At 40.2% G+C, this 20,019-nt stretch carries 16 protein-coding genes and 1 other annotated feature; of the genes, 1 reads left to right on the forward strand and 15 read right to left on the reverse strand.

Going from position 1 to position 20,019, the window contains the following annotated elements:
• Window positions 1-12 precede the first annotated feature (12 nt).
• The 15 genes from gatB to H8700_RS09705 all read right to left on the reverse strand — a co-directional run bounded on the left by gatB (window position 13) and on the right by H8700_RS09705 (window position 19,211).
• On the reverse strand, window positions 13-1,446 hold the full coding sequence (gatB, locus tag H8700_RS09635; protein ID WP_178413697.1) for an Asp-tRNA(Asn)/Glu-tRNA(Gln) amidotransferase subunit GatB: 1,434 nt from the start codon (window positions 1,444-1,446) through the stop codon (window positions 13-15).
• Between the two features lie 71 nt (window positions 1,447-1,517).
• On the reverse strand, window positions 1,518-2,975 hold the full coding sequence (gatA, locus tag H8700_RS09640) for an Asp-tRNA(Asn)/Glu-tRNA(Gln) amidotransferase subunit GatA (RefSeq protein ID WP_249305398.1): 1,458 nt from the start codon (window positions 2,973-2,975) through the stop codon (window positions 1,518-1,520).
• 129 nt (window positions 2,976-3,104) lie between these two features.
• Window positions 3,105-3,395: an Asp-tRNA(Asn)/Glu-tRNA(Gln) amidotransferase subunit GatC gene (gene gatC, locus H8700_RS09645; protein WP_022141893.1), complete on the reverse strand. Its 291-nt coding sequence runs from the start codon at window positions 3,393-3,395 to the stop codon at window positions 3,105-3,107.
• 109 nt (window positions 3,396-3,504) lie between these two features.
• Complete coding sequence (locus tag H8700_RS09650; protein ID WP_022141892.1) at window positions 3,505-4,437, reverse strand: DUF1002 domain-containing protein; 933 nt, start codon at window positions 4,435-4,437, stop codon at window positions 3,505-3,507.
• 131 nt (window positions 4,438-4,568) lie between these two features.
• Window positions 4,569-5,792 (reverse strand): LL-diaminopimelate aminotransferase, encoded by a 1,224-nt coding sequence (locus H8700_RS09655; protein ID WP_249305401.1) that lies wholly within the window; start codon window positions 5,790-5,792, stop codon window positions 4,569-4,571.
• A gap of 124 nt (window positions 5,793-5,916) precedes the next feature.
• A complete protein-coding gene (locus H8700_RS09660; RefSeq protein ID WP_249305403.1) occupies window positions 5,917-7,662 on the reverse strand; it encodes a proline--tRNA ligase in 1,746 nt (581 codons plus the stop codon).
• A gap of 64 nt (window positions 7,663-7,726) precedes the next feature.
• Window positions 7,727-7,994, reverse strand: a binding site (T-box leader).
• 70 nt (window positions 7,995-8,064) lie between these two features.
• Entirely contained in the window at window positions 8,065-8,919 is an 855-nt protein-coding gene (gene folP / locus H8700_RS09665) for a dihydropteroate synthase (protein ID WP_249305406.1), read from the reverse strand.
• A 29-nt stretch (window positions 8,920-8,948) separates the two neighbouring features.
• The gene (locus H8700_RS09670) at window positions 8,949-10,349 is read right to left on the reverse strand and encodes a bifunctional folylpolyglutamate synthase/dihydrofolate synthase (RefSeq protein WP_249305408.1); all 1,401 of its coding nucleotides are present in this window, start codon (window positions 10,347-10,349) and stop codon (window positions 8,949-8,951) included.
• A gap of 301 nt (window positions 10,350-10,650) precedes the next feature.
• Entirely contained in the window at window positions 10,651-11,814 is a 1,164-nt protein-coding gene (locus tag H8700_RS09675) for a phosphoglycerate dehydrogenase (RefSeq protein ID WP_249305409.1), read from the reverse strand.
• On the reverse strand, window positions 11,814-12,896 hold the full coding sequence (gene serC / locus H8700_RS09680) for a 3-phosphoserine/phosphohydroxythreonine transaminase (protein ID WP_022141885.1): 1,083 nt from the start codon (window positions 12,894-12,896) through the stop codon (window positions 11,814-11,816). The genes H8700_RS09675 and serC overlap by 1 nt, the downstream gene beginning before the upstream one ends.
• A 199-nt stretch (window positions 12,897-13,095) precedes the next feature.
• Complete coding sequence (ilvB, locus tag H8700_RS09685) at window positions 13,096-14,778, reverse strand: biosynthetic-type acetolactate synthase large subunit (protein ID WP_178413342.1); 1,683 nt, start codon at window positions 14,776-14,778, stop codon at window positions 13,096-13,098.
• A 32-nt stretch (window positions 14,779-14,810) separates the two neighbouring features.
• The gene (gene ilvD, locus H8700_RS09690; protein ID WP_022141883.1) at window positions 14,811-16,475 is read right to left on the reverse strand and encodes a dihydroxy-acid dehydratase; all 1,665 of its coding nucleotides are present in this window, start codon (window positions 16,473-16,475) and stop codon (window positions 14,811-14,813) included.
• A gap of 37 nt (window positions 16,476-16,512) precedes the next feature.
• On the reverse strand, window positions 16,513-17,595 hold the full coding sequence (gene leuB / locus H8700_RS09695; protein ID WP_249305411.1) for a 3-isopropylmalate dehydrogenase: 1,083 nt from the start codon (window positions 17,593-17,595) through the stop codon (window positions 16,513-16,515).
• Window positions 17,596-17,781: 186 nt separating this feature from the next.
• Entirely contained in the window at window positions 17,782-18,708 is a 927-nt protein-coding gene (locus tag H8700_RS09700) for a DUF3558 domain-containing protein (protein WP_249305413.1), read from the reverse strand.
• Window positions 18,709-18,776: 68 nt separating this feature from the next.
• Window positions 18,777-19,211 carry a dUTP diphosphatase gene (locus H8700_RS09705; RefSeq protein WP_249305415.1) on the reverse strand — a complete coding sequence of 145 codons (435 nt, stop codon included), beginning with the start codon at window positions 19,209-19,211 and terminating at the stop codon, window positions 18,777-18,779.
• Window positions 19,212-19,509: 298 nt separating this feature from the next.
• Between H8700_RS09705 and H8700_RS09710 the strand changes: the two genes are divergently transcribed.
• Window positions 19,510-20,013 (forward strand): carboxypeptidase-like regulatory domain-containing protein, encoded by a 504-nt coding sequence (locus H8700_RS09710; RefSeq protein ID WP_249305417.1) that lies wholly within the window; start codon window positions 19,510-19,512, stop codon window positions 20,011-20,013.
• Window positions 20,014-20,019 lie beyond the last annotated feature (6 nt).

Genomic DNA, 20,019 nt, shown 5'->3' on the forward strand with positions numbered 1-20,019 from the left:
CTGATAGGATCTTTATTTTAATAACTCGACTAAGATCTGGTTGATCGTAGCAGGATCTGCTTTTCCCTGCGTTGCTTTCATGGTCTGTCCGACAAGGAAACCGATTGCTTTCTTCTTACCACTCTTATAGTCTTCTACAGATTGTGGATTGTTCGCTACGATCTCTTCGATCGTGCTGCGAAGTGCACCATCGTCCGCAACGGTCTTTAATCCATGCTCTTCGACATAAACTTCCGGATCTACATCATTTGCAAAAACCTGTTCAAAGACTTCTTTTGCAACGGTACTGTTAATCGTGCGGTCATCTGTCAGCTTGATCAGTTTTGCTAAGTTTTCAGGACTGAATGGGATCTGATCAGCGTCTAGATCATTTTCTTTTAATAAGCGCATCGTTTCAACCATCAGCCAGTTCGAAACTTTCTTCGGATTGCTACAGATTGCCGTGGCAGCTTCGAACACATCTGCCATTTTTTTGTTACCGGTAATGATCTTTGCATCATATTCAGGCAGCTTGAATTCTGTCTTATAGCGTTCCATCTTCTCTGTCTGTAATTCCGGCTGACGTGCCTTTAAGTCAGCAAGCCATTCATCACTTATAATAACCGGTACAAGATCCGGATCCGGGAAGTAACGATAATCCTGTGCATCCTCTTTCGAACGCATTGCATAAGAGTATTCTTTGGTATCATCCCAGCGTCTGGTCTCCTGAATCACTTCTTTTCCGGCTTCGATCAGATCGATCTGACGCTCCCTTTCTGCTTCAATCGCACGACGGATTGCTTTAAAAGAGTTTAAATTCTTCATCTCTGTACGTGTACCAAATTCTTTCGCACCGACTTCTCTGACAGATAAGTTGACATCCGCTCTCATCGAACCTTCCTGTAACTTACAGTCAGAAGCTCCGAGATATTGAACGATCATTCTTAACTTCTCTAAGTATGCGATTACTTCGTCTGCCGAACGCATATCCGGCTCAGATACAATCTCGATCAATGGCACACCGGAACGGTTATAATCTACCAAAGAATTCTCGCCCCATTCATCATGTACGAGCTTACCGGCATCTTCTTCCATATGAATCTCGTGGATCCCGATTGTTTTCTTCTGTCCGTCTTCTGTCTCAATCTCAATGCTTCCATCCCTGCAGATTGGAAGATATAACTGTGAGATCTGGTAATTCTGAGGATTATCCGGATAAAAATAATTCTTTCGGTCAAACTTACAATTCTGTGTGATCGTACAATTTGTAGCAAGACCAACGGCTGCTGCATATTCTACAACCTGTTTATTTAAAACAGGAAGAGATCCCGGCATACCGGTGCAGACCGGACAGGTATGAGCATTGGGTTCTCCACCGAACTCTGTAGAACACGAACAAAATATCTTTGTCTTTGTCGCTAATTCGACATGTACTTCAAGACCGATAACGGTTTCAAATTGTTTCATCTTCATCTCCATTTCCGAACTTTTTATAAAGTTCTTAACCAATCAATATGTCATTATTCTTTCTATCCTGTCTATGCTAACGGACTATGGGCATATTCTCTCGTCTGCTCATACGCATATGCGGTACGGATCAGTTTTTTCTCTGCAAAGCAGTCACCGATCAACTGTAAACCGATCGGAAGTCCTTTGCTGTCTGTTCCGCAAGGAAGGGAAATTCCCGGAAGTCCTGCAAGATTGACGGAAATGGTATAAATATCTCCAAGATACATCTTTAACGGATCACTTAAACTTTCTCCAAGCTTTGGAGCAGTTGTCGGAGCAGCCGGTCCTAAGATAATATCATATTTTTCAAAGGCTTTATCAAAGGCTTTCTTGATCAATGCCTTTGTACGAAGTGCTTTCAGATAATAAGCATCAAAATATCCTGAACTTAATACGAAAGAACCTAACATGATACGACGTTTTACTTCTGCACCAAATCCTTCGGAACGGGATTTTTTATACATATTATGGAGTCCCTGATATTCTTTGGCACGATATCCGTATTTGACACCATCAAAACGTTCCAGATTCGAACTTGCTTCTGCACAGGCGATCGTATAATATGCCGGAATCGCATATTCTACCAGGCTAAGATCAAATTCTTCGACGATCGCACCTTTTTGCTCTAATACTTTCGCAGCTGCTAAAACAGCTTCTTTTACTTCAGGATCAAGACCTTCTCCGAAATAATCCTTTGGAATACCGATCTTTATGCCTTTGACATCATCAACCAAAGCAGAAGTGAAATCATAGTCTTCTCTTTCTACAGAAGTTGAATCCTTTGTGTCATGTGATGCGATCACTTCTAAGATTGTCGCACAGTCTGTCACATCTTTTGCAACCGGTCCGATCTGATCCAAAGAAGACCCATAAGCGATCAAACCATAACGGGATACCGTTCCATAGGTCGGCTTAATACCGGTAACACCGCAAAATGAACTTGGCTGGCGGATTGATCCACCGGTATCCGAACCCAGTGCATATGAACATTCTTCTGCTGCAACTGCTGCACAGGAACCACCTGAAGATCCTCCCGGTACATGCTCTGTATTCCATGGATTTTTTGTCGGTCCGAATGCAGAAGTCTCTGTGGTACTTCCCATGGCAAACTCATCCATATTTGTCTTACCAATGATCACAGCTCCGGCTTCTTCTAAGTTAGCAACTGCCTGTGCTGTATAAGTTGGCACAAAATTTCTGAGAATCTTGGAACTACAGGTTGTCAGCGTTCCTTTTGTACACATGTTATCTTTGATCGCAACCGGAACCCCGGCAAGAGGACCTGTTAATTCTCCGTTATCAATCTTTTCCTGTACTTCTTTTGCCCTTTCTAATGCTTCTTTACGCATAACAGTTACAAAACTGTTTACATCTTTTTCTTTCTTTTCTACGGCATCTAAAGCTTCCTGTACTGCTTCTACCACAGTTACTTCTTTTGCTTTGATCTTTTTTCCTAATTCAACTGCCGTTAAACTCATTAAAGACATAGTAATCTCCTTTTCTGCTCTTACTCTGTTTTCCTGCATCGTTAGTAATCCCGAATCTGTCTTCTATATATTTACACTTTCATCATAAGCATATAGATTCTCTGCCCGGCTGTGCTTTCAATCACATGATCAGATTGTCTTTGGTACAACAAAGCAATCATCCTTACGCTCCGGTGCATTGGCTAATGTTTCTTCTCTTCCATCCCCATTTTTTACAACATCTTCACGAAAAACATTGTGTACCGGGAAAACATGCGACATTGGTTCTATCCCTGTTGTATCTAATTCATTTAATTTGTCGATGTAATCTAGCATCTCACCCATGTCTTTTTTTGCATTTTCTTTTTCTTCTTCGCTAAGCTCTAACTTAGCAAGAATCCCTACATATTCAATTGTTTCATCTGAAATAATATTTGCCATATAACGCTCCGTTTCTGAATTCAAAAGCAGATCTGCCATTTTTTTAAATGCACCCTATAAAAAAGCGAACACCTGCCTTCTTTTCCATTTATACTACACTTCATTTTGCTTATCCGAAAAGTCCGGTAAAGAAATCTTTGACTGCATTAAATATATTGGCAAATACACTGCCGACTTTTTCTGCAAGTCCTTTGGTATCGACTTTACTAAAATCAATGCCATTGTCTTTTAACTTATCATAAATGTCCTTTGCCTGACTTGTGATCGCATCAATATTAATATCTTCTTTTGATACTTTATCCATCATATCAACGATATTGTTCACATCATCATCAGAAAGATTAACATCCAGTGCTTTTGCAGAAGCATCTACCGCATCACGGATATCCGCAGAAGAAGTCAATCCGTCTGAAAAAACTTTCTGTTTTACTGCTGCCACAAGTTCAGCTGCTTTTTCTTTATCTCCAATGCTGTCTGCAAGATCTGCGGTAGCAACCAGCTCATTGGTTGCTGTATCCATCGTATCTTTTGAAATGTCTTCTCCGGTCATCGTGGCATAGGCTTTCATAGCTCCGACCAATGCCGAAGTTCCTGAGATATTAAATGGTCCGACAACCGTCACCTGTGCATCCTCTAATCCTGCCGTAACCAGTGCATTACAATACATACCGGATGTACAATAGCTGATATTCTTCGTATCTACAGCAATACCGCTGTCTTTTTCCGTCTTTACGACCATAACCGAAGATAACGCTCTTTTGCCGATCACCGAAGAAGAAATATAATCTCCAAGATATTCATGTTCTTCTTTATTCGTGATCTCAATCACTTTATAGTCTGACAGATCGGCATTTGTAATACCGAATTCTTTCATAACAGCTGCTTTTTCTTTTACTGTCAGATCTGCACCAAACGCAATATAACGGTCATATGTTGTATCTTCATCTTTTACAACAGCATCCGCAGATGCCGACCGGTATTGCATTCCGGAAAACAGAAGCAAAACAGCAAACAAAAAGGCTTTCTTCCATATTTTCTTCATAAACCAATCCTCATTTCTACATACTCTTACTGATTCTTCTTTATTATATATCCTAAAATAATATGAATGTAGCCAGAATTTTTCGAAACATCCAAAGAATTCTGACTACACATTATACTATTTTACTATAATTATTCTGCTTTTCCTGCTTTAATACGTTTCATTGCCTTAACTGTATTCTCAGCACTGCCAAAAGCTGTCAGGCGGAAGTATCCTTCTCCGCTAGGACCAAATCCGGAACCAGGTGTTCCAACAATATTTAACTCTTCTAATAGATAATCAAAGAAATCCCATGATTTCATATTATCCGGTGTTTTTAACCAGATATAAGGAGCATCAATACCACCATAGACTTCATATCCTGCACCAACAAGACCTTCACGGATCACTTTTGCGTTGTTCATATAATAAGCGATCTGCTCTTTTGTCTCTTTCTTGCCTTCTTCAGAATACACAGCAGCACCGGCAGCCTGAATAATATATGGTGCACCGTTAAATTTTGTTCCATGACGACGTGCCCAAAGTGAATGTAATGTAACATCACCGCTCTTTAATTCCTTGGGAACAACTGTAAAACCAAGACGTGTACCTGTAAATCCTGCATTCTTTGAAAAACTGCGGATCTCAATTGCACATCCCTTTGCTCCGTCACATTCATAGATCGAATGCGGTACGTTTTCTGATGAGATATATGCTTCATAAGCTGCATCGTAAATGATCACGGCACCGACTTTTAATGCATAATCTACCCATACCTGAAGCTGATCTTTTGTGATCGTCGTACCTGTAGGATTATTCGGGAAACAAAGATAAATGATATCCGGTGTTTCTTTTGGAAGTTCCGGTACAAAGTTGTTCTCTTTTGTACACGGCATATAAATGACATTAGACCATTTTTCGGTTGCCGGATCATAGACACCGGTACGTCCTGCCATTGCATTCGAATCTACATAAACAGGATAGACCGGATCGCAAACGGCAATCGTATTATCCTGTGAAAAGATATCTCCGATATTTCCTGAATCACTCTTTGCACCATCGCTGACAAAGATCTCATCAGCCGCAATATCGCATCCTCTTGCTTTATAATCATTCTCTACGATCGTAGTACGAAGAAATTCATAACCAAGATCCGGTGCATAACCTTTAAATGTACTCTGATCTGCCATCTCATCTACCGCACTGTGCAGTCTTTTGATAACAGCCGGTGCCAAAGGGAGTGTTACATCACCGATTCCCAGACGGATAATGTCTTTTGTCGGATTCGCCTCTGTATATGCTGCTACCTTCTTTGCAATCGTTGAAAAAAGATAACTTCCCGGAAGTTTCAAATAATTATCATTGATCTTAAACATGTTGTTTCCACCTTTCCTAGCTGTATTTCTTATTAGTCAATTCATGAATACTTTTTATTTTACATGAAAGTGCCTTTTATTGCAATAGACAGCTTCACAGACTTCTGATACATTTTCTCATGCTCTACTTGCTTTCTTCAACTTTTTCATTGATCCGGCTGTATAATTTGTCTTTCAGATCTTTAATGTAGTCAAATGCATCATCAACTGCGATCATCTCTTTGACAGATTTATCTCTGGTCGTGATCTCGACACTGTTTTCCTTTAAGTTACGCGGGCTTACTACAACACGAACCGGTACACCTAAAAGATCGGCATCACTAAACATCGCACCAGGACGTACACCGGTACGATCATCATAGATCACTTCGATTCCGGCATCCTGTAACTTTTTGTATAATGTATCTGCAACGACTTTTGTCTCTTCATCATCAGCACGCAGACAGCAGATATGCACTTCCCAAGGAGCAATAGAGATTGGCCAGATCGGACCATATTCATCATGGTGTGCCTCGCAGATTGAAGCTGCCATTCTTCCGACACCGATTCCGTAACATCCCATGATCGGATATTGTGGTCTGCCGTTCTCATCGGTATAGGTCATATTCATGCTCTTTGTATATTTTGTACCAAGCTGGAAAATGTTACCAACTTCGATACCACGCTTGATCGTGATCGTTTTCTTACCGCAACAAGGGCATACATTTCCTTCCTGCACCTTTGAAATATCCACAAACTCTGGATTTTCCAAATCTCTTTCGAGATTTAATCCTGTATAATGATAGCCTTCTTTGTTTGCTCCGGCTACAACATTGTTTAAGCCTTTTAAGCTGACATCCAGATAAACTTCTGCTTCTTTTGCGATCTGATATGGTCCGATATATCCGGCTGCTAAGCAGTCGTCTTCCGTGATCTCAGCAGTATGGATCTCTTCTCCTACCAGATTACGAAGTTTCGTCTCATTGACTTCATAATCACCACGTACAAATGCAACCACAAAGGTATCATCGAAATTCTTCTGATATACAACTGCTTTGCAAGAAGACGTTACATCACTCTTTAAGAATGCACAGACATCTTCGATCGTCTTGCAATCCGGTGTCTCGATGCATTGTAATTCCTGTGTTGTTCCAGTCTCTTCATTGACCATCTTATTTTCAGCAGCTTCCATGTTAGCACTGTAGTCGCATTCTGTACAAAGTACGATCGAGTCTTCTCCAACCGGAGTTAAAAGCATATATTCATGCGAAAGATTTCCACCCATCATGCCTGAATCAGAAGCTACGGTAACCACCTCAGGGATACCGGCTCTCTGGAAAATACGGTTGTATGCAACATAGCATTTATCATAATAGTTCTCTAAATCTTCCTGTGAAGTATGGAAAGAATAGGCATCTTTCATTGTAAATTCACGAACACGGATCATACCGGCTCTAGGTCTTGCCTCATCACGAAATTTTCTCTGGATCTGATAGATCATGAACGGATACTTTGTATAAGACTGTGCATATTCTCTGACAAGCTGAACAGCAGCTTCCTCATGTGTCATCGCAAGTACCATGCGTGCTTTATTACGGTCTGTAAAGCGAAGAAGCTCACTTCCTACTGATTCATATCTGCCGGATTCATCCCAGAGATCTGCCGGAAGGACAACAGGGAAAAGCACTTCCTGTCCGTCGATCGCATCCATCTCCTCGCGGATGATATTTTCAATCTTTGCTGTGATCCTTTTTAGTACAGGGAATTCGGAATAAATACCATTACCAACATTTTTCATGTAACCGCCACGGATCATCAAAGCATGGCTGTCGATCACGCAGTCTGCCGGTCTTTCTTTGAATCTTGAACCAATTAACTTGTCTAACTTCATTCTAATTTTCCTCCTATTTTTCAATAAAAAGTGTAAAATATAAAAGCCCCAAACAGAATACACTGTTTAGGGCGAATCTACTTATCCGTGTTACCACCTAATTTCAGGAAAAACCTGCTCTCATCATAAGCTTTTTACTTACGTGCCTCTGATAACGGAGACTGCCGGTAAGATTTCTCTTCGCATCTGTAACCATCATTCCTTCACAATATACAAACTTTTTCATCTTACTGCTCCCAGGCTGGTTCCATACTTTCCGGTCAAAGCCTTGCACCATCCGGCTTCTCTCTATCGACCTGTCGGTATTTACTATTCCTGATCCACGCATTTCTCATTTAATTTAGCACTTTTATTTTGAAATGTCAACTTTGCATGGTTTTTCCATCATTTTCCATGCATGTGTTATATTTTATGCATGATTTTTTCCATCATTTTAATCGCGCGCACATTCTTCTTAACATCATGCACACGAACCATATTCCAATGCTCTTTTGCTGCTAAAACAGTCGTAACCAGCGTGCCTTCTTCTCTTTGATCAACCGGCAGATCTAATGTCAGACCAATCACGGACTTTCTCGATGTTGCAAGCAAAAGCGGCATATTAAGAACATGAAACTCTTTTAAATGCCGAAGTACTTCCAGATTATCTTCATAGCTTTTTGCAAATCCGACACCGGGATCTAAGATCATATTTTCTTTCGGAATGCCTGCCGACACACCGATCGCTACACTCTCTTTTAAATCTGCTAAAACATCCGGGATAAAATCCTGATACACTGCTTTTGGTCTGTTATGCATGATGCATACCGGAACATTTTCTTTTGCGATCACTTCTGCCATCGTTTTGCAATCCCATACCGAAGTTTCACCTTCTTTTGCATAAAAATGATCGTAACGCAGTCCCCAGATATCATTTGCCATATCTGCTCCGGCTTTTAATGCTTCTTTCATTACCGGTGCCTTATAGGTATCGATCGAAACCGGAATATCAAAACGTGCCTTGATTGCTTCTAACATACCGGTTATTCTTGCAATCTCTTCTTCGATTGAAATCTTCTGGTATCCCGGTCTTGTCGATTCTCCACCGACATCGATGATATCAGCACCTTCGTTGATCATCTGTTCTACATGATACAGTGCTTTGTCTTTTTCGTTGAATTTGCCTCCGTCAGAAAAAGAATCCGGTGTCACATTTAAAATACCCATTACATAAGTATGGTCTTTGGTAAAATCAAATACTTTATTTCCTATCTTCATTTCTCTTGTATCCCTTCTTTTTATAAATTCTACAATACTTCCTGATAGATCTCGTGGATCAAAGATAATGTACCAAACAGGATGATCTTATCTTTGTTTTTGTTCTTGTCTGCCTCTTTTTTTGCGTCTCTGACTGCCTGCTGTATACTGTCACAGGATTGTATCGAGAGATCCTGATTTAGCGCAGCCGCATGACTTGCAAGCTCTTTTGCATCCAGCTTTCTTTTTCCTTTCGTAGATACGGTATATAAACGTTTAGCATACGGAAGCATAATTTCTAATACTTTGTCATATGCTTTATCACGAAACATCCCCACGATAAAGATACATTTTTCCTCTGGAAAATACATTTCTAATGATTCCTTTAATCGCAATGCTCCATCTTCATTATGTGCTCCATCTACAATCATACATGGCTTTTTTAAAAGCAGTTCAAACCTGCCATACCAAAAACTTTCTTCTAATGCTTTTTGAATCGAAGGTATCGTGATCCGATGCATTCCTTTTTTTTCTAATATTTTTGCCGCATGAATTGCAAGAGCTGCATTTTCTGTCTGATATACTCCATTTTGTTCTAACACATACTTTTCTCCCAAATAAGAAAATGTATTGTGATTCAGACAAAATACTTTGTTTATAATCTGCTTCGTATCACAAAGATACAGTTTTGCATCCTGCTCTTTGCATGTTTGTTCTAACAGTTTCAAGCTAAAATCCTGCTTTAATGATACAACGGTTGTATTCTTCTTTATGATCCCGAATTTTTCTTTTGCAATCTCTTCTTTTGTATTTCCCAGTATTCCCATATGATCTTTACTAATCGAAGTAAACAGACATAAATAAGGATTGATAAGAAAATTAGTTGCATCCATTCTTCCACCCAGTCCGCATTCTACGATTGCAATATCAACATTCCATTTTTCAAAAAGCATAAATGCCATGACTGTTTCGATCTCAAATGCGGTTGGCTGCCCAAATCCATCCTGCACCATCTGTTTGCAAATGCTTCTAAGTACGGTCAGACAGTCTGCGACCTCTTCCTCTTTTGCAAAAGTGCTTTGCATTTGTTCCAGCAAGGCAGCTTTTCTTTCTTCGCAATTTATGTCTGTTGTGTTTGCTTTTCTTTCTTCACAATTTATATCTGCTGTGTTTGTTTTTTCTTTCCGTTCTATCTTTTGGATTCGTTCCCGATAATCTAAAATCGTCGGTGACAGATATCTGCCTACCCTATAGCCCGATTCCATTAAGATATTCGCAAGATACGTTCCGACAGAACCTTTTCCATTTGTTCCAGCTATATGGATCACTTTGATCTTACGATCCGGCCTGCCAACACGTTTGCAAAGCTCTGTAACATCTCTTAGCGAATAGTCACTGCCTAAATTCACTTCAATATTTTTAATATATTCTAACGCTTCTTCATATTGCATTTTATTTTTCTTCCATTCTATAAAAAAGTGCAAAGCCAGCGCTTTGCTATGTGTACCACTACTGTACGAGCAATTTCCTATTCCATAAAAAAGTGCAAAGCCAGCGCTTTATCAAAAGTTTAATGTTCCATTAAACTTTGCAAGAATTGCTATCGCAATTCTTGGAGCTATACCACTACCATATGAGCATTTTTCTAACTCATAAAAATGTCCGCAGCAAGAAAACCTGCTGCGGACTAAGTTCAATTACAATGACAGAATGGGATGTCCACGAAAACATATCCTGCCTATGTATTCTGTTTTATTTGATAACACGCACTTTTAATACACCATCGATCGCATTTAATTTATCTGCGATCTCCTGTGTGGAATCTGCATCAATATCAAATACACAATAAGAATAATCCCCTCGGCTCTTATTTGTCATATGATCGATGTTAATTCCTTCATCAGACAATACTTCCGTAAATCTGTTTAACATCTTAGGAATGTTTCTATGCGCTACGGTAATACGTCCTTTTGTATTACATACACCTGCATCACAATTTGGATAGTTTACAGAGTTGATAATGTTACCATTTTCCATAAACTCACTAATCTCATGTGCAGCCATAACAGCACAGTTATCTTCAGACTCTGCCGTAGAAGCACCAAGATGTGGTGTTGCGATTACATGAGGCATTTGCATAACAGCAGGATTTGGGAAATCAGTTACATATCTTGCAACCTTTCCTGACTCTAATGCTGCTTTCATATCTTCATCATTTACAAGAAGATCTCTTGCATAGTTCAGGATAACTACGCCATCTTTCATCTTTGCAAAAGCTTCTTTGTTTAACATACCCTTTGTATCAGGGATATATGGCACATGAACTGTAATATAATCACATATTTCATATAATTCATCATATGATTTTACAACTGTGATATCTCTTGAAAGAGAAAGTGCGTTCTTAACAGATAAGAATGGATCAACACCATATACATCCATACCAAGATGTCTTGCTACATTGGCTACAAGAACACCGATCGCACCAAGTCCGATAACACCAAATTTCTTTCCCTTTAATTCGGTTCCGGCAAACTGCTTTTTCGCTTTCTCCATTGCCTTACCAATATTTTCATCGGAAGCATTTTCTTTAACCCATTCCATACCGCCTGCAATATCTCTGGCAGCAAGAAGCATACCACATAATACAAGCTCTTTTACGCCATTTGCATTTGCACCCGGTGTATTAAAAACGACAATACCCTGATCGGCACATTTATCTAATGGAATGTTATTGACTCCGGCACCGGCTCTGGCAATTGCACAAAGCTTATCAGAAAATTCCATATCATGCATGGCAGCACTACGGACTAAGACAGCATCTGCATCGTTGATATCTTCCACTTTCTGATACTGATCTGATAATTCATCAAGTCCTACCTGAGCGATCGGATTTAAACATGTATAATTAAACATTATGCATTCTCCTCCTCAAATTTCTTCATAAATTCTACAAGCTTTTCTACCCCTTCTTTTGGCATTGCATTGTAGATACTTGCACGCATACCGCCAACGGTACGGTGTCCTTTTAAGTTGACAAATCCAGCTTCTGTAGCTTCTTTGACAAACTTCGCATCCATATCAGCATCTCCTGTAACGAACGGAACATTCATTAAAGAACGATCCTTTGGTACAACAGTACCTTTAAAGAGTTTACTCTGATCAAGGAAATCATATAAGATCTTTGCTTTTTCTTCGTTTCTCTTCTTCATAGCCTCTAAGCCGCCCATTTTCTTAAGCCACTTAAATACTTTACCACAGATATAGATACCATATGCCGGTGGTGTGTTATAAAGAGAATCGGCATCAGCATGTGTCTTATATTTTAACATCGTTGGTGTTCCTTCTAACACATCATCTGTGATCAGGTCTTCACGCATGATCACGATAACAACACCTGCCGGTCCGATATTCTTTTGAACACCGCCATAGATTACACCATATTTTGTAACATCTACAGGTTCTGACAGAAAGCATGATGATACATCTGCTACTAAAGTCTTGCCTTTTGTGTTTGGAAGTTCTTTAAACTTTGTACCGTAAATTGTGTTGTTTTCACAAATATATACATAATCAGCATCTTCAGAAATAGGCAGATCGGAACAGTCCGGAATGTACGAGAATGTTTTGTCCTCAGAGGATGCGATCTTGTTTGCCTTACCATATTTTGTAGCTTCCATCCATGCTTTCTTTGCCCACTGACCGGTTACAATGTAATCTGCTACTTTGTTCTTCATCAAATTCATAGGAATCATTGCAAACTGCTGCGAGGCACCACCCTGAAGGAACATTACCTTGTAATTGTCAGGAATGTTCATCAACTCTCTTAAATCTTTCTCTGCTGTCTTGATAATGTCATCATATACTTTGGAACGGTGGCTCATCTCCATAACGGACATGCCTGAACCCTGATAATCTAACATTTCATCTGCAGCTTCTTTTAAAACTTCTTCCGGTAATACCGCCGGACCGGCTGAAAAATTATACACTCTGCTCATTTTCCAAATTGCCTCCTTCTGTAAATTTAGATGATCGTTCATCTAATCTTGCTTATTTATGTAAAATGATATCGCTTTTCATCTTTTGGATTCAAGTTGTATATCATCTGACATCAAGTTGTCTGACAACAATTCCGTGTCACACTAGACTATTGTACCACAATTTATACAAAATGTGTGAATTTTTTTCTATTTTCTCTTATTTTTGATTTAACAAATCCTGTTCATCAAAAGCATCATCGAGATTTTTGCCCGGAGCAACCATAGGAAATACCTTGTCATCGCTGTCAATGATGCAGTCGATCACAACCGGTTCCCCCAATGCGATCGCTTCTTTTAATATCGGCTCCACTTCTTCTTTCTTCGTGATACGGTATGCTTTTGCTCCCATTGCCTCGGCAAGCTTTACAAAATCAACTTTATCATTTAATACCGTATGCGAATAACGCTCTCCATAAAACAAAGTCTGCCATTGTCTTACCATGCCAAGTACATGGTTGTTAAAGACCAGTTCGATCACAGGAATGTTGCTTCTTGTCGCAGTCGCGATCTCATTCATATTCATACGAAAGCAACCATCTCCTGCAATATTGACTACAACTTTGTCAGGATATGCAGTCTTTGCTCCGATCGCAGCACCGAGTCCGTATCCCATCGTGCCAAGTCCGCCGGATGTCAAAAGAGTACGTGGGTGTTTGTATTTATAATACTGCGCAGCCCACATCTGATGCTGTCCTACTTCTGTTGCAATGATTGCTTCGCCATTTGTGATCTCATCGAGTTTCTCAATGATATATGGTCCGGTCAATACATCATGATTGTAATTAAGTGGCACTTCAACTTTGCGCTCAGCTACTTCCTGCATCCAGTCAGTATGCGAAAGCGAATCCAGTCTTTGATTTAATACCGTAAGAACCTTTCTGACATCACCGATCAGACTGATATCAACAGCTACATTTTTATTGATCTCTGCTTCATCAATATCGATCTGGATAATCTTTGCATTTTGTGCAAAGGTCTTTGGATTTGCTGCCACACGGTCTGAGAAACGCGAGCCGACTACAATTAACAGATCGCTTTCCATCAGACTTAAATTTGCAGTCTTTGTTCCATGCATACCAAGCATTCCGACATAACGTTCATCGGTTCCGTCAAATGCACCTTTTCCCATTAAGGAATCCGTAACCGGTGCATCTACTTTCTTTGCAAACTCCTTTAACTCTTCCTGTGCCCCGGAGATCACGGCTCCGCCACCGACAAAGATCATCGGTTTCTTTGCAGTCTGAATCAGTTCTATTGCCTTTTGTACATTTTCTTCTGATAATCTGTCATTCGAAGACTCTTCAATGACCGGATTTTCTTTGGTATATTCTGTCACATCACTTGTTGCACTCTTTACAATATCCACAAGAACAGGTCCCGGACGACCGGAACGTGCAATAGAAAATGCTCTGCGCAATGTCGGTGCAAGATCTTTTACATCTTTTACAATAAAACTATATTTTGTGATCGGCATTGCTACTCCTGCAATGTCAATCTCCTGAAAGGAATCTTTTCCAAGCAGAGAAATTCCCACATTACAGGTAATGGCTACCATCGGTACGGAATCCATGTAGGCAGTAGCGATTCCGGTAACAAGATTGGTTGCTCCCGGACCGCTTGTTGCCATACATACACCGACTTTTCCTGTTGCTCTTGCATATCCGTCTGCTGCATGAGATGCTCCCTGCTCATGGGAAGTCAGAATATGTCTGATCTCGTCCTGATGACGATATAATTCATCATAAATATTTAAAATTGCGCCCCCCGGATACCCGAATACGGTATCTACACCTTGTTCTTTTAAGCATTCTATTACAATTTGCGAACCATTTAATTGCATTCTTACTAACCATGCCTTTCTATGTATCTTTTTTATTTAATCTGTAAAATAGCACCCTTATCGGCAGAAGTAACCATAGATGCATATCTGGCAAGATATCCTGTCTTAACTTTTGGCTCTTTTGGTGCCCAATTTGCTTTTCTCTTCGCCAGTTCTTCGTCTGAAACTTTTACATTGATCGTATTTTCAGGGATATTGATTGAAATGATATCGCCCTCTTCTACTAATGCGATCGGACCTCCAACGGCTGCTTCCGGTGAAACATGGCCAATTGACGCACCACGGGATGCACCTGAGAAACGACCATCTGTAATCAATGCAACACTGGAGCCAAGACCCATTCCTGCAATCGCAGAAGTTGGATTTAACATCTCACGCATACCCGGACCACCTTTTGGACCTTCATAGCGGATCACTACAACATCTCCTTCTACAATCTGACCGCCTGTAATTGCTTTGATCGCATCTTCTTCGCAGTCAAAGACACGGGCAGGTCCTTCATGTACCATCATCTCCGGTACAACAGCGGAACGTTTTACCACACAGCTGTCCGGCGCGATATTACCACGTAATACGGCAATTCCGCCTGTCTGGCTGTATGCATTTTCTACCGGGCGGATGATCTCTGTATCTTTTACAGTGCAGCCTTTGATATTTTCACCGACAGTCTTACCGGTTGCCGTGATCAGATCTGTATGAAGAAGACCAAGTTCTGCTAATTCATTCATAACAGCATAGATACCACCGGCTTCATTTAATTCTTCCATATAATGATGTCCGGCAGGTGCTAAATGACATAAGTTTGGAGTCTTTTCACTGATCTGGTTTGCAATGTCGAGATTGATCTCCACACCTGCTTCATGTGCGATTGCAGGCAGATGAAGCATTGTATTCGTTGAACAGCCAAGTGCCATATCTACTGTCAATGCATTTTCAAATGCTGCTTTTGTCAGAATATCTCTTGGACGGATGTTCTTTTCTAACAATTCCATCACTTTCATTCCGGCATGCTTTGCTAATTTTAATCTCTGGGAATAAACAGCAGGGATCGTTCCGTTACCCTGTAAGCCCATACCGATTGCTTCTGTCAGACAGTTCATGCTGTTTGCGGTATACATACCGGAGCAGGAACCACAGGTAGGACATGCATTGCATACATAATCATCAACATCTTCTTCTGTCATCTTTCCGGCTGCATGAGCACCAACGGCTTCAAACATAGAAGAAAGACTTGTCTTTTGTCCTTTTACATGACCGGCAAGCATTGGTCCGCCACTAACAAATACAGTTGGAACATTGACACGCGCTGCTGCCATTAAAAGTCCCGGTACATTCTTATCACAGTTTGGCACCATAACCAATGCATCAAACTGATGTGCTGTTGCCATACATTCTGTCGAATCTGCAATCAAGTCTCTTGTTACCAAAGAATATTTCATACCGACATGTCCCATGGCAATACCGTCACAGACAGCTATTGCAGGAAAAACAATCGGCGTACCGCCTGCCATTGCAACACCAAGTTTAACGGCTTCTACAATCTTATCAATATTCATATGTCCCGGTACAATCTCATTATAAGAGCTGACAATACCGACTAACGGTTTTTGTAATTCTTCTTCTGTTAAGCCCAATGCATTAAACAATGATCTTTGAGGGGCTGTTGCAATTCCCTTTTTTACTGCATCACTTTTCATCTTTTTTACCTCGTTTCTATACTATGTATCTGTCTTATCAGATTCTTTCTGCGATCAGATCACCCATCTCGGTTGTTCCGACACAAGTCTTGCCTTCTGCCATGATATCAACTGTGCGGTATCCGTCTTTTAATACCTGTTTTACTGCATTTTCAACGGCATCTGCTTCTTCTTCCAGATCAAAAGAATAACGAAGCATCATAGCAGCTGAAAGAATTGTGGCGATTGGATTGGCTTTATTCTGTCCTGCAATATCCGGTGCCGATCCATGGCTCGGCTCATAGAGACCAAGTTTCGTTGCTCCAAGACTTGCAGAAGAAAGCATTCCGATCGATCCGGTTACCATACTCGCTTCATCGGAAAGAATATCACCAAACATGTTCTCTGTTAAGATCACATCAAACTGCTTTGGATCACGTACTAATTGCATCGCACAGTTATCCACCAGCATATCTGTCAGTTCTACTTCCGGATAGTCTTTTGCAACTTCTTTTACTACTTTTCTCCATAATCTGGAAGAATCCAGCACATTGGCTTTATCTACGCTGCATACTTTTTTATTTCTCTTCATGGCTACATCAAAGCCCCATTTTGCAATACGACGGATCTCATTTTCATCATAAGAAAGCGTATCGATCGCTTTTGTCACACCGTTCTCTTCAATGGTTTTTCTTTCACCGAAATAAAGACCACCTGTCAGCTCACGCATAACAACAAAATCAAATCCGCCTTCTGTTAATTCCGGCTTCAATGGGCATGCACCGCTTAATTCATCAAAAAGGATTGCAGGACGAATATTGGCATACAGACCTAATCCTTTACGAATCTTTAATAATCCTGCTTCCGGACGTTTGCTTGGTTCGATCTGATACCAGTTTGACTGACCGACATTTCCTCCGACAGCTCCCAAAAGGATAGAATCACAGGCTTTTGCCTTTTCTAATGTTTCATCTGTTAATGATTCTCCGTAGACATCAATCGAACATCCTCCCATAAGAAGTTCTTCATACTCAAATGTATGACCATACTTCTGACCGATCTTATCTAAGACCTTTCTTGCCTCTCTGACAATCTCAGGACCGATTCCATCTCCGGCAATCGATGCTATCTTATAATTCATCCTAACGCTTCCTTCCTTTATTAAATTTCTCTCTATGCATACTGACTTTTCTTAAAATTTTCATATCCCTTATTATTTTCTTTTGTATCTTTCTTTTTTCATAGATCAATACCATTTGAAAAAACAGTGGAATGCATATTATTTATAGTGTATACACAAATACAATCCGTGTCAAGAAAAACCACGCTATCTCTTTCTCTTATTCACAATGATCAGACATGCTAAAATACCGGCAATCGCTACGATCACAACAACACCCATGCCAATCTGCTTTTCCTGTGTGATCACCTCTGTATCCTTGCTATTCTTCTTAGTGTTTTGTACGGACTGGTCAGCATCCGCTTTTTGCGTAGTCTTCGCTTTTTGCGTTGGTGCAACGGTTGGATCCGGTGTCTTAGTCGGTTCTACTGTCGGTGTCGGAACAGCTTCGCCCTTATTATAGTTAAAACCACTGACTTTGAATTTGATCACAACCGAGTTATTCTGATACGATGGCGGTACGATACGCTTCCGGCTGCCAAGATCAGCTAAATCTTTTTTCTTATCATTGATTGCATATAATACTGTATAATCTTGACTGCTTGCCAAAGATACTTTCTTAAAGCTTAGTTTCTTTTGTCCGTTTACAGTAACCTGTAAATCAGAGAACTTAATATCTCCTGTATTTGGAATATCCGTACATACCTGCAACAGCTTAAATGTGCTTGCATAACGGTAATTGGCATTACGAAGCTGTACACTATAAGTTCCGTTTCCTTTGATGATCGCATTTTTAAATGTGCCTGGATAGGTACGATAGTTATAACTTCCTTTTGTGCCACTGACGATCTGTTTCCATTCCGGCTTAGAACGGTTTTTATCATCAAAATGACCATAGCGGTAGACACTTCGATAAGTTGATTCTGTTTCAAAACCTAATGTTGCATGATAGATTCCATTTGGATCTACTGTCGTATCAAGCGGCTTTTGTGTACTTTTGGGTTTGGTTGATACCGTGGCTGTCGGTGATGGTGATGCACTGCTTTTAGGTGCTGCCAATGCCGGTGTTGTACCGGAACAAACCAAAGCTCCAGCTAACAATAAACTTGCTATTTTTCTTTTATTTACTCTCATACTATTCTCTTTCCTCTTTTCCAAAGATTCTGTTTTTCCTCTTTTTGACAACCTTTTTACTTTTTCCTTTAATTCTTTCCGGTAGAACCAAAACCACCTCTGTCGGCTCCTTCTAAATGATCGACCTGTTCAAAACAGATGCGAGGCTGGTTTTTCATAATACGGAACTGACAGATGCGGTCATTAACATGGATTGTTGTATCACGCATTGCAATCACCGGCATTCTCCACATATCATTATCGCCACAATAAGAACCGTCTACGATACCGCAATGGTTTGCCTGGATCAGTCCGAAATTCTTATATGTGCTGCTTCTTGGTACGATATGAGCTTCATAGCCTTTTGGAAGTTCCATGGCTACACCAAGTGGAATCAGCTTAAACTCTCCTTTTTTTAATGTCACTTCCTCGGATGCACGCAGATCGATCCAGTCCGATTTGCCATCAATATATTCTAATTTATCTATCTTGTCTGTAAAATATTTAATCTTAATCTGTTCCATTTGTTTTCCTCATTTCTTTTGTTTTCATTGGGTTATTTTATTCAGAAGAATGCCTTCACATTGTAAACCAGGCGATATCGTGTTCATACTTTGCTGTCACGTTTTATCATTTTCTTCTTTACATGGATGCCACAACATTCTATTGTACTGTATCTTTTCTAAAATAGCAATGACACCTTTTTTATTTTTGCATAAAATGAAACAAAGCTTCTATAAATACGGCTTTCTGTCATCTTTATATCATAACAGAAATCTACTGTATGGATAGAAAATATCATGCATAGAAAGGATGATCTATATGCCATCACTTCAAATCACACAGGATCTGCCTGACCGCGGTCTTTTCCGTGCCAATATCACTTCACGTCTTGGTGCCAGACCGATTGAAAATGCTACGGTACGGATCAGTAATATCAATGATCCCAATATCGTCATTGATGAGATCACAACTGATCAAAATGGGCAGACCGATTCGATCGAACTTGCCGCACCACCGGTAGAATACAGTTTAGAACCAAATGATACACAGCCTTATTCCGTTTATAACATACAGGTATCTGCTCCCGGCTATGAAACACAAAACTTCTCAGGTGCAGAAATCTTATCCGGGCAGACTGCTTTACAAGATGTCCAAATGCTTCCACTCGAAAGAACGGAATCCGATACTGCTCAGCTTTATGTGATTCCACCGCATACTCTCTATGGGGATTATCCTCCAAAAATACCGGAAGACGAGATCAAAGATGTCACCCAGACCGGTGAGATTGTTCTAAGCCGTGTCGTAATCCCCTCTGCTGTATGAAAAATT

Origin of the sequence: Jutongia hominis, from assembly GCF_014384965.1 — a bacterium.
GTDB lineage: Bacteria > Bacillota > Clostridia > Lachnospirales > Lachnospiraceae > Butyribacter > Butyribacter hominis.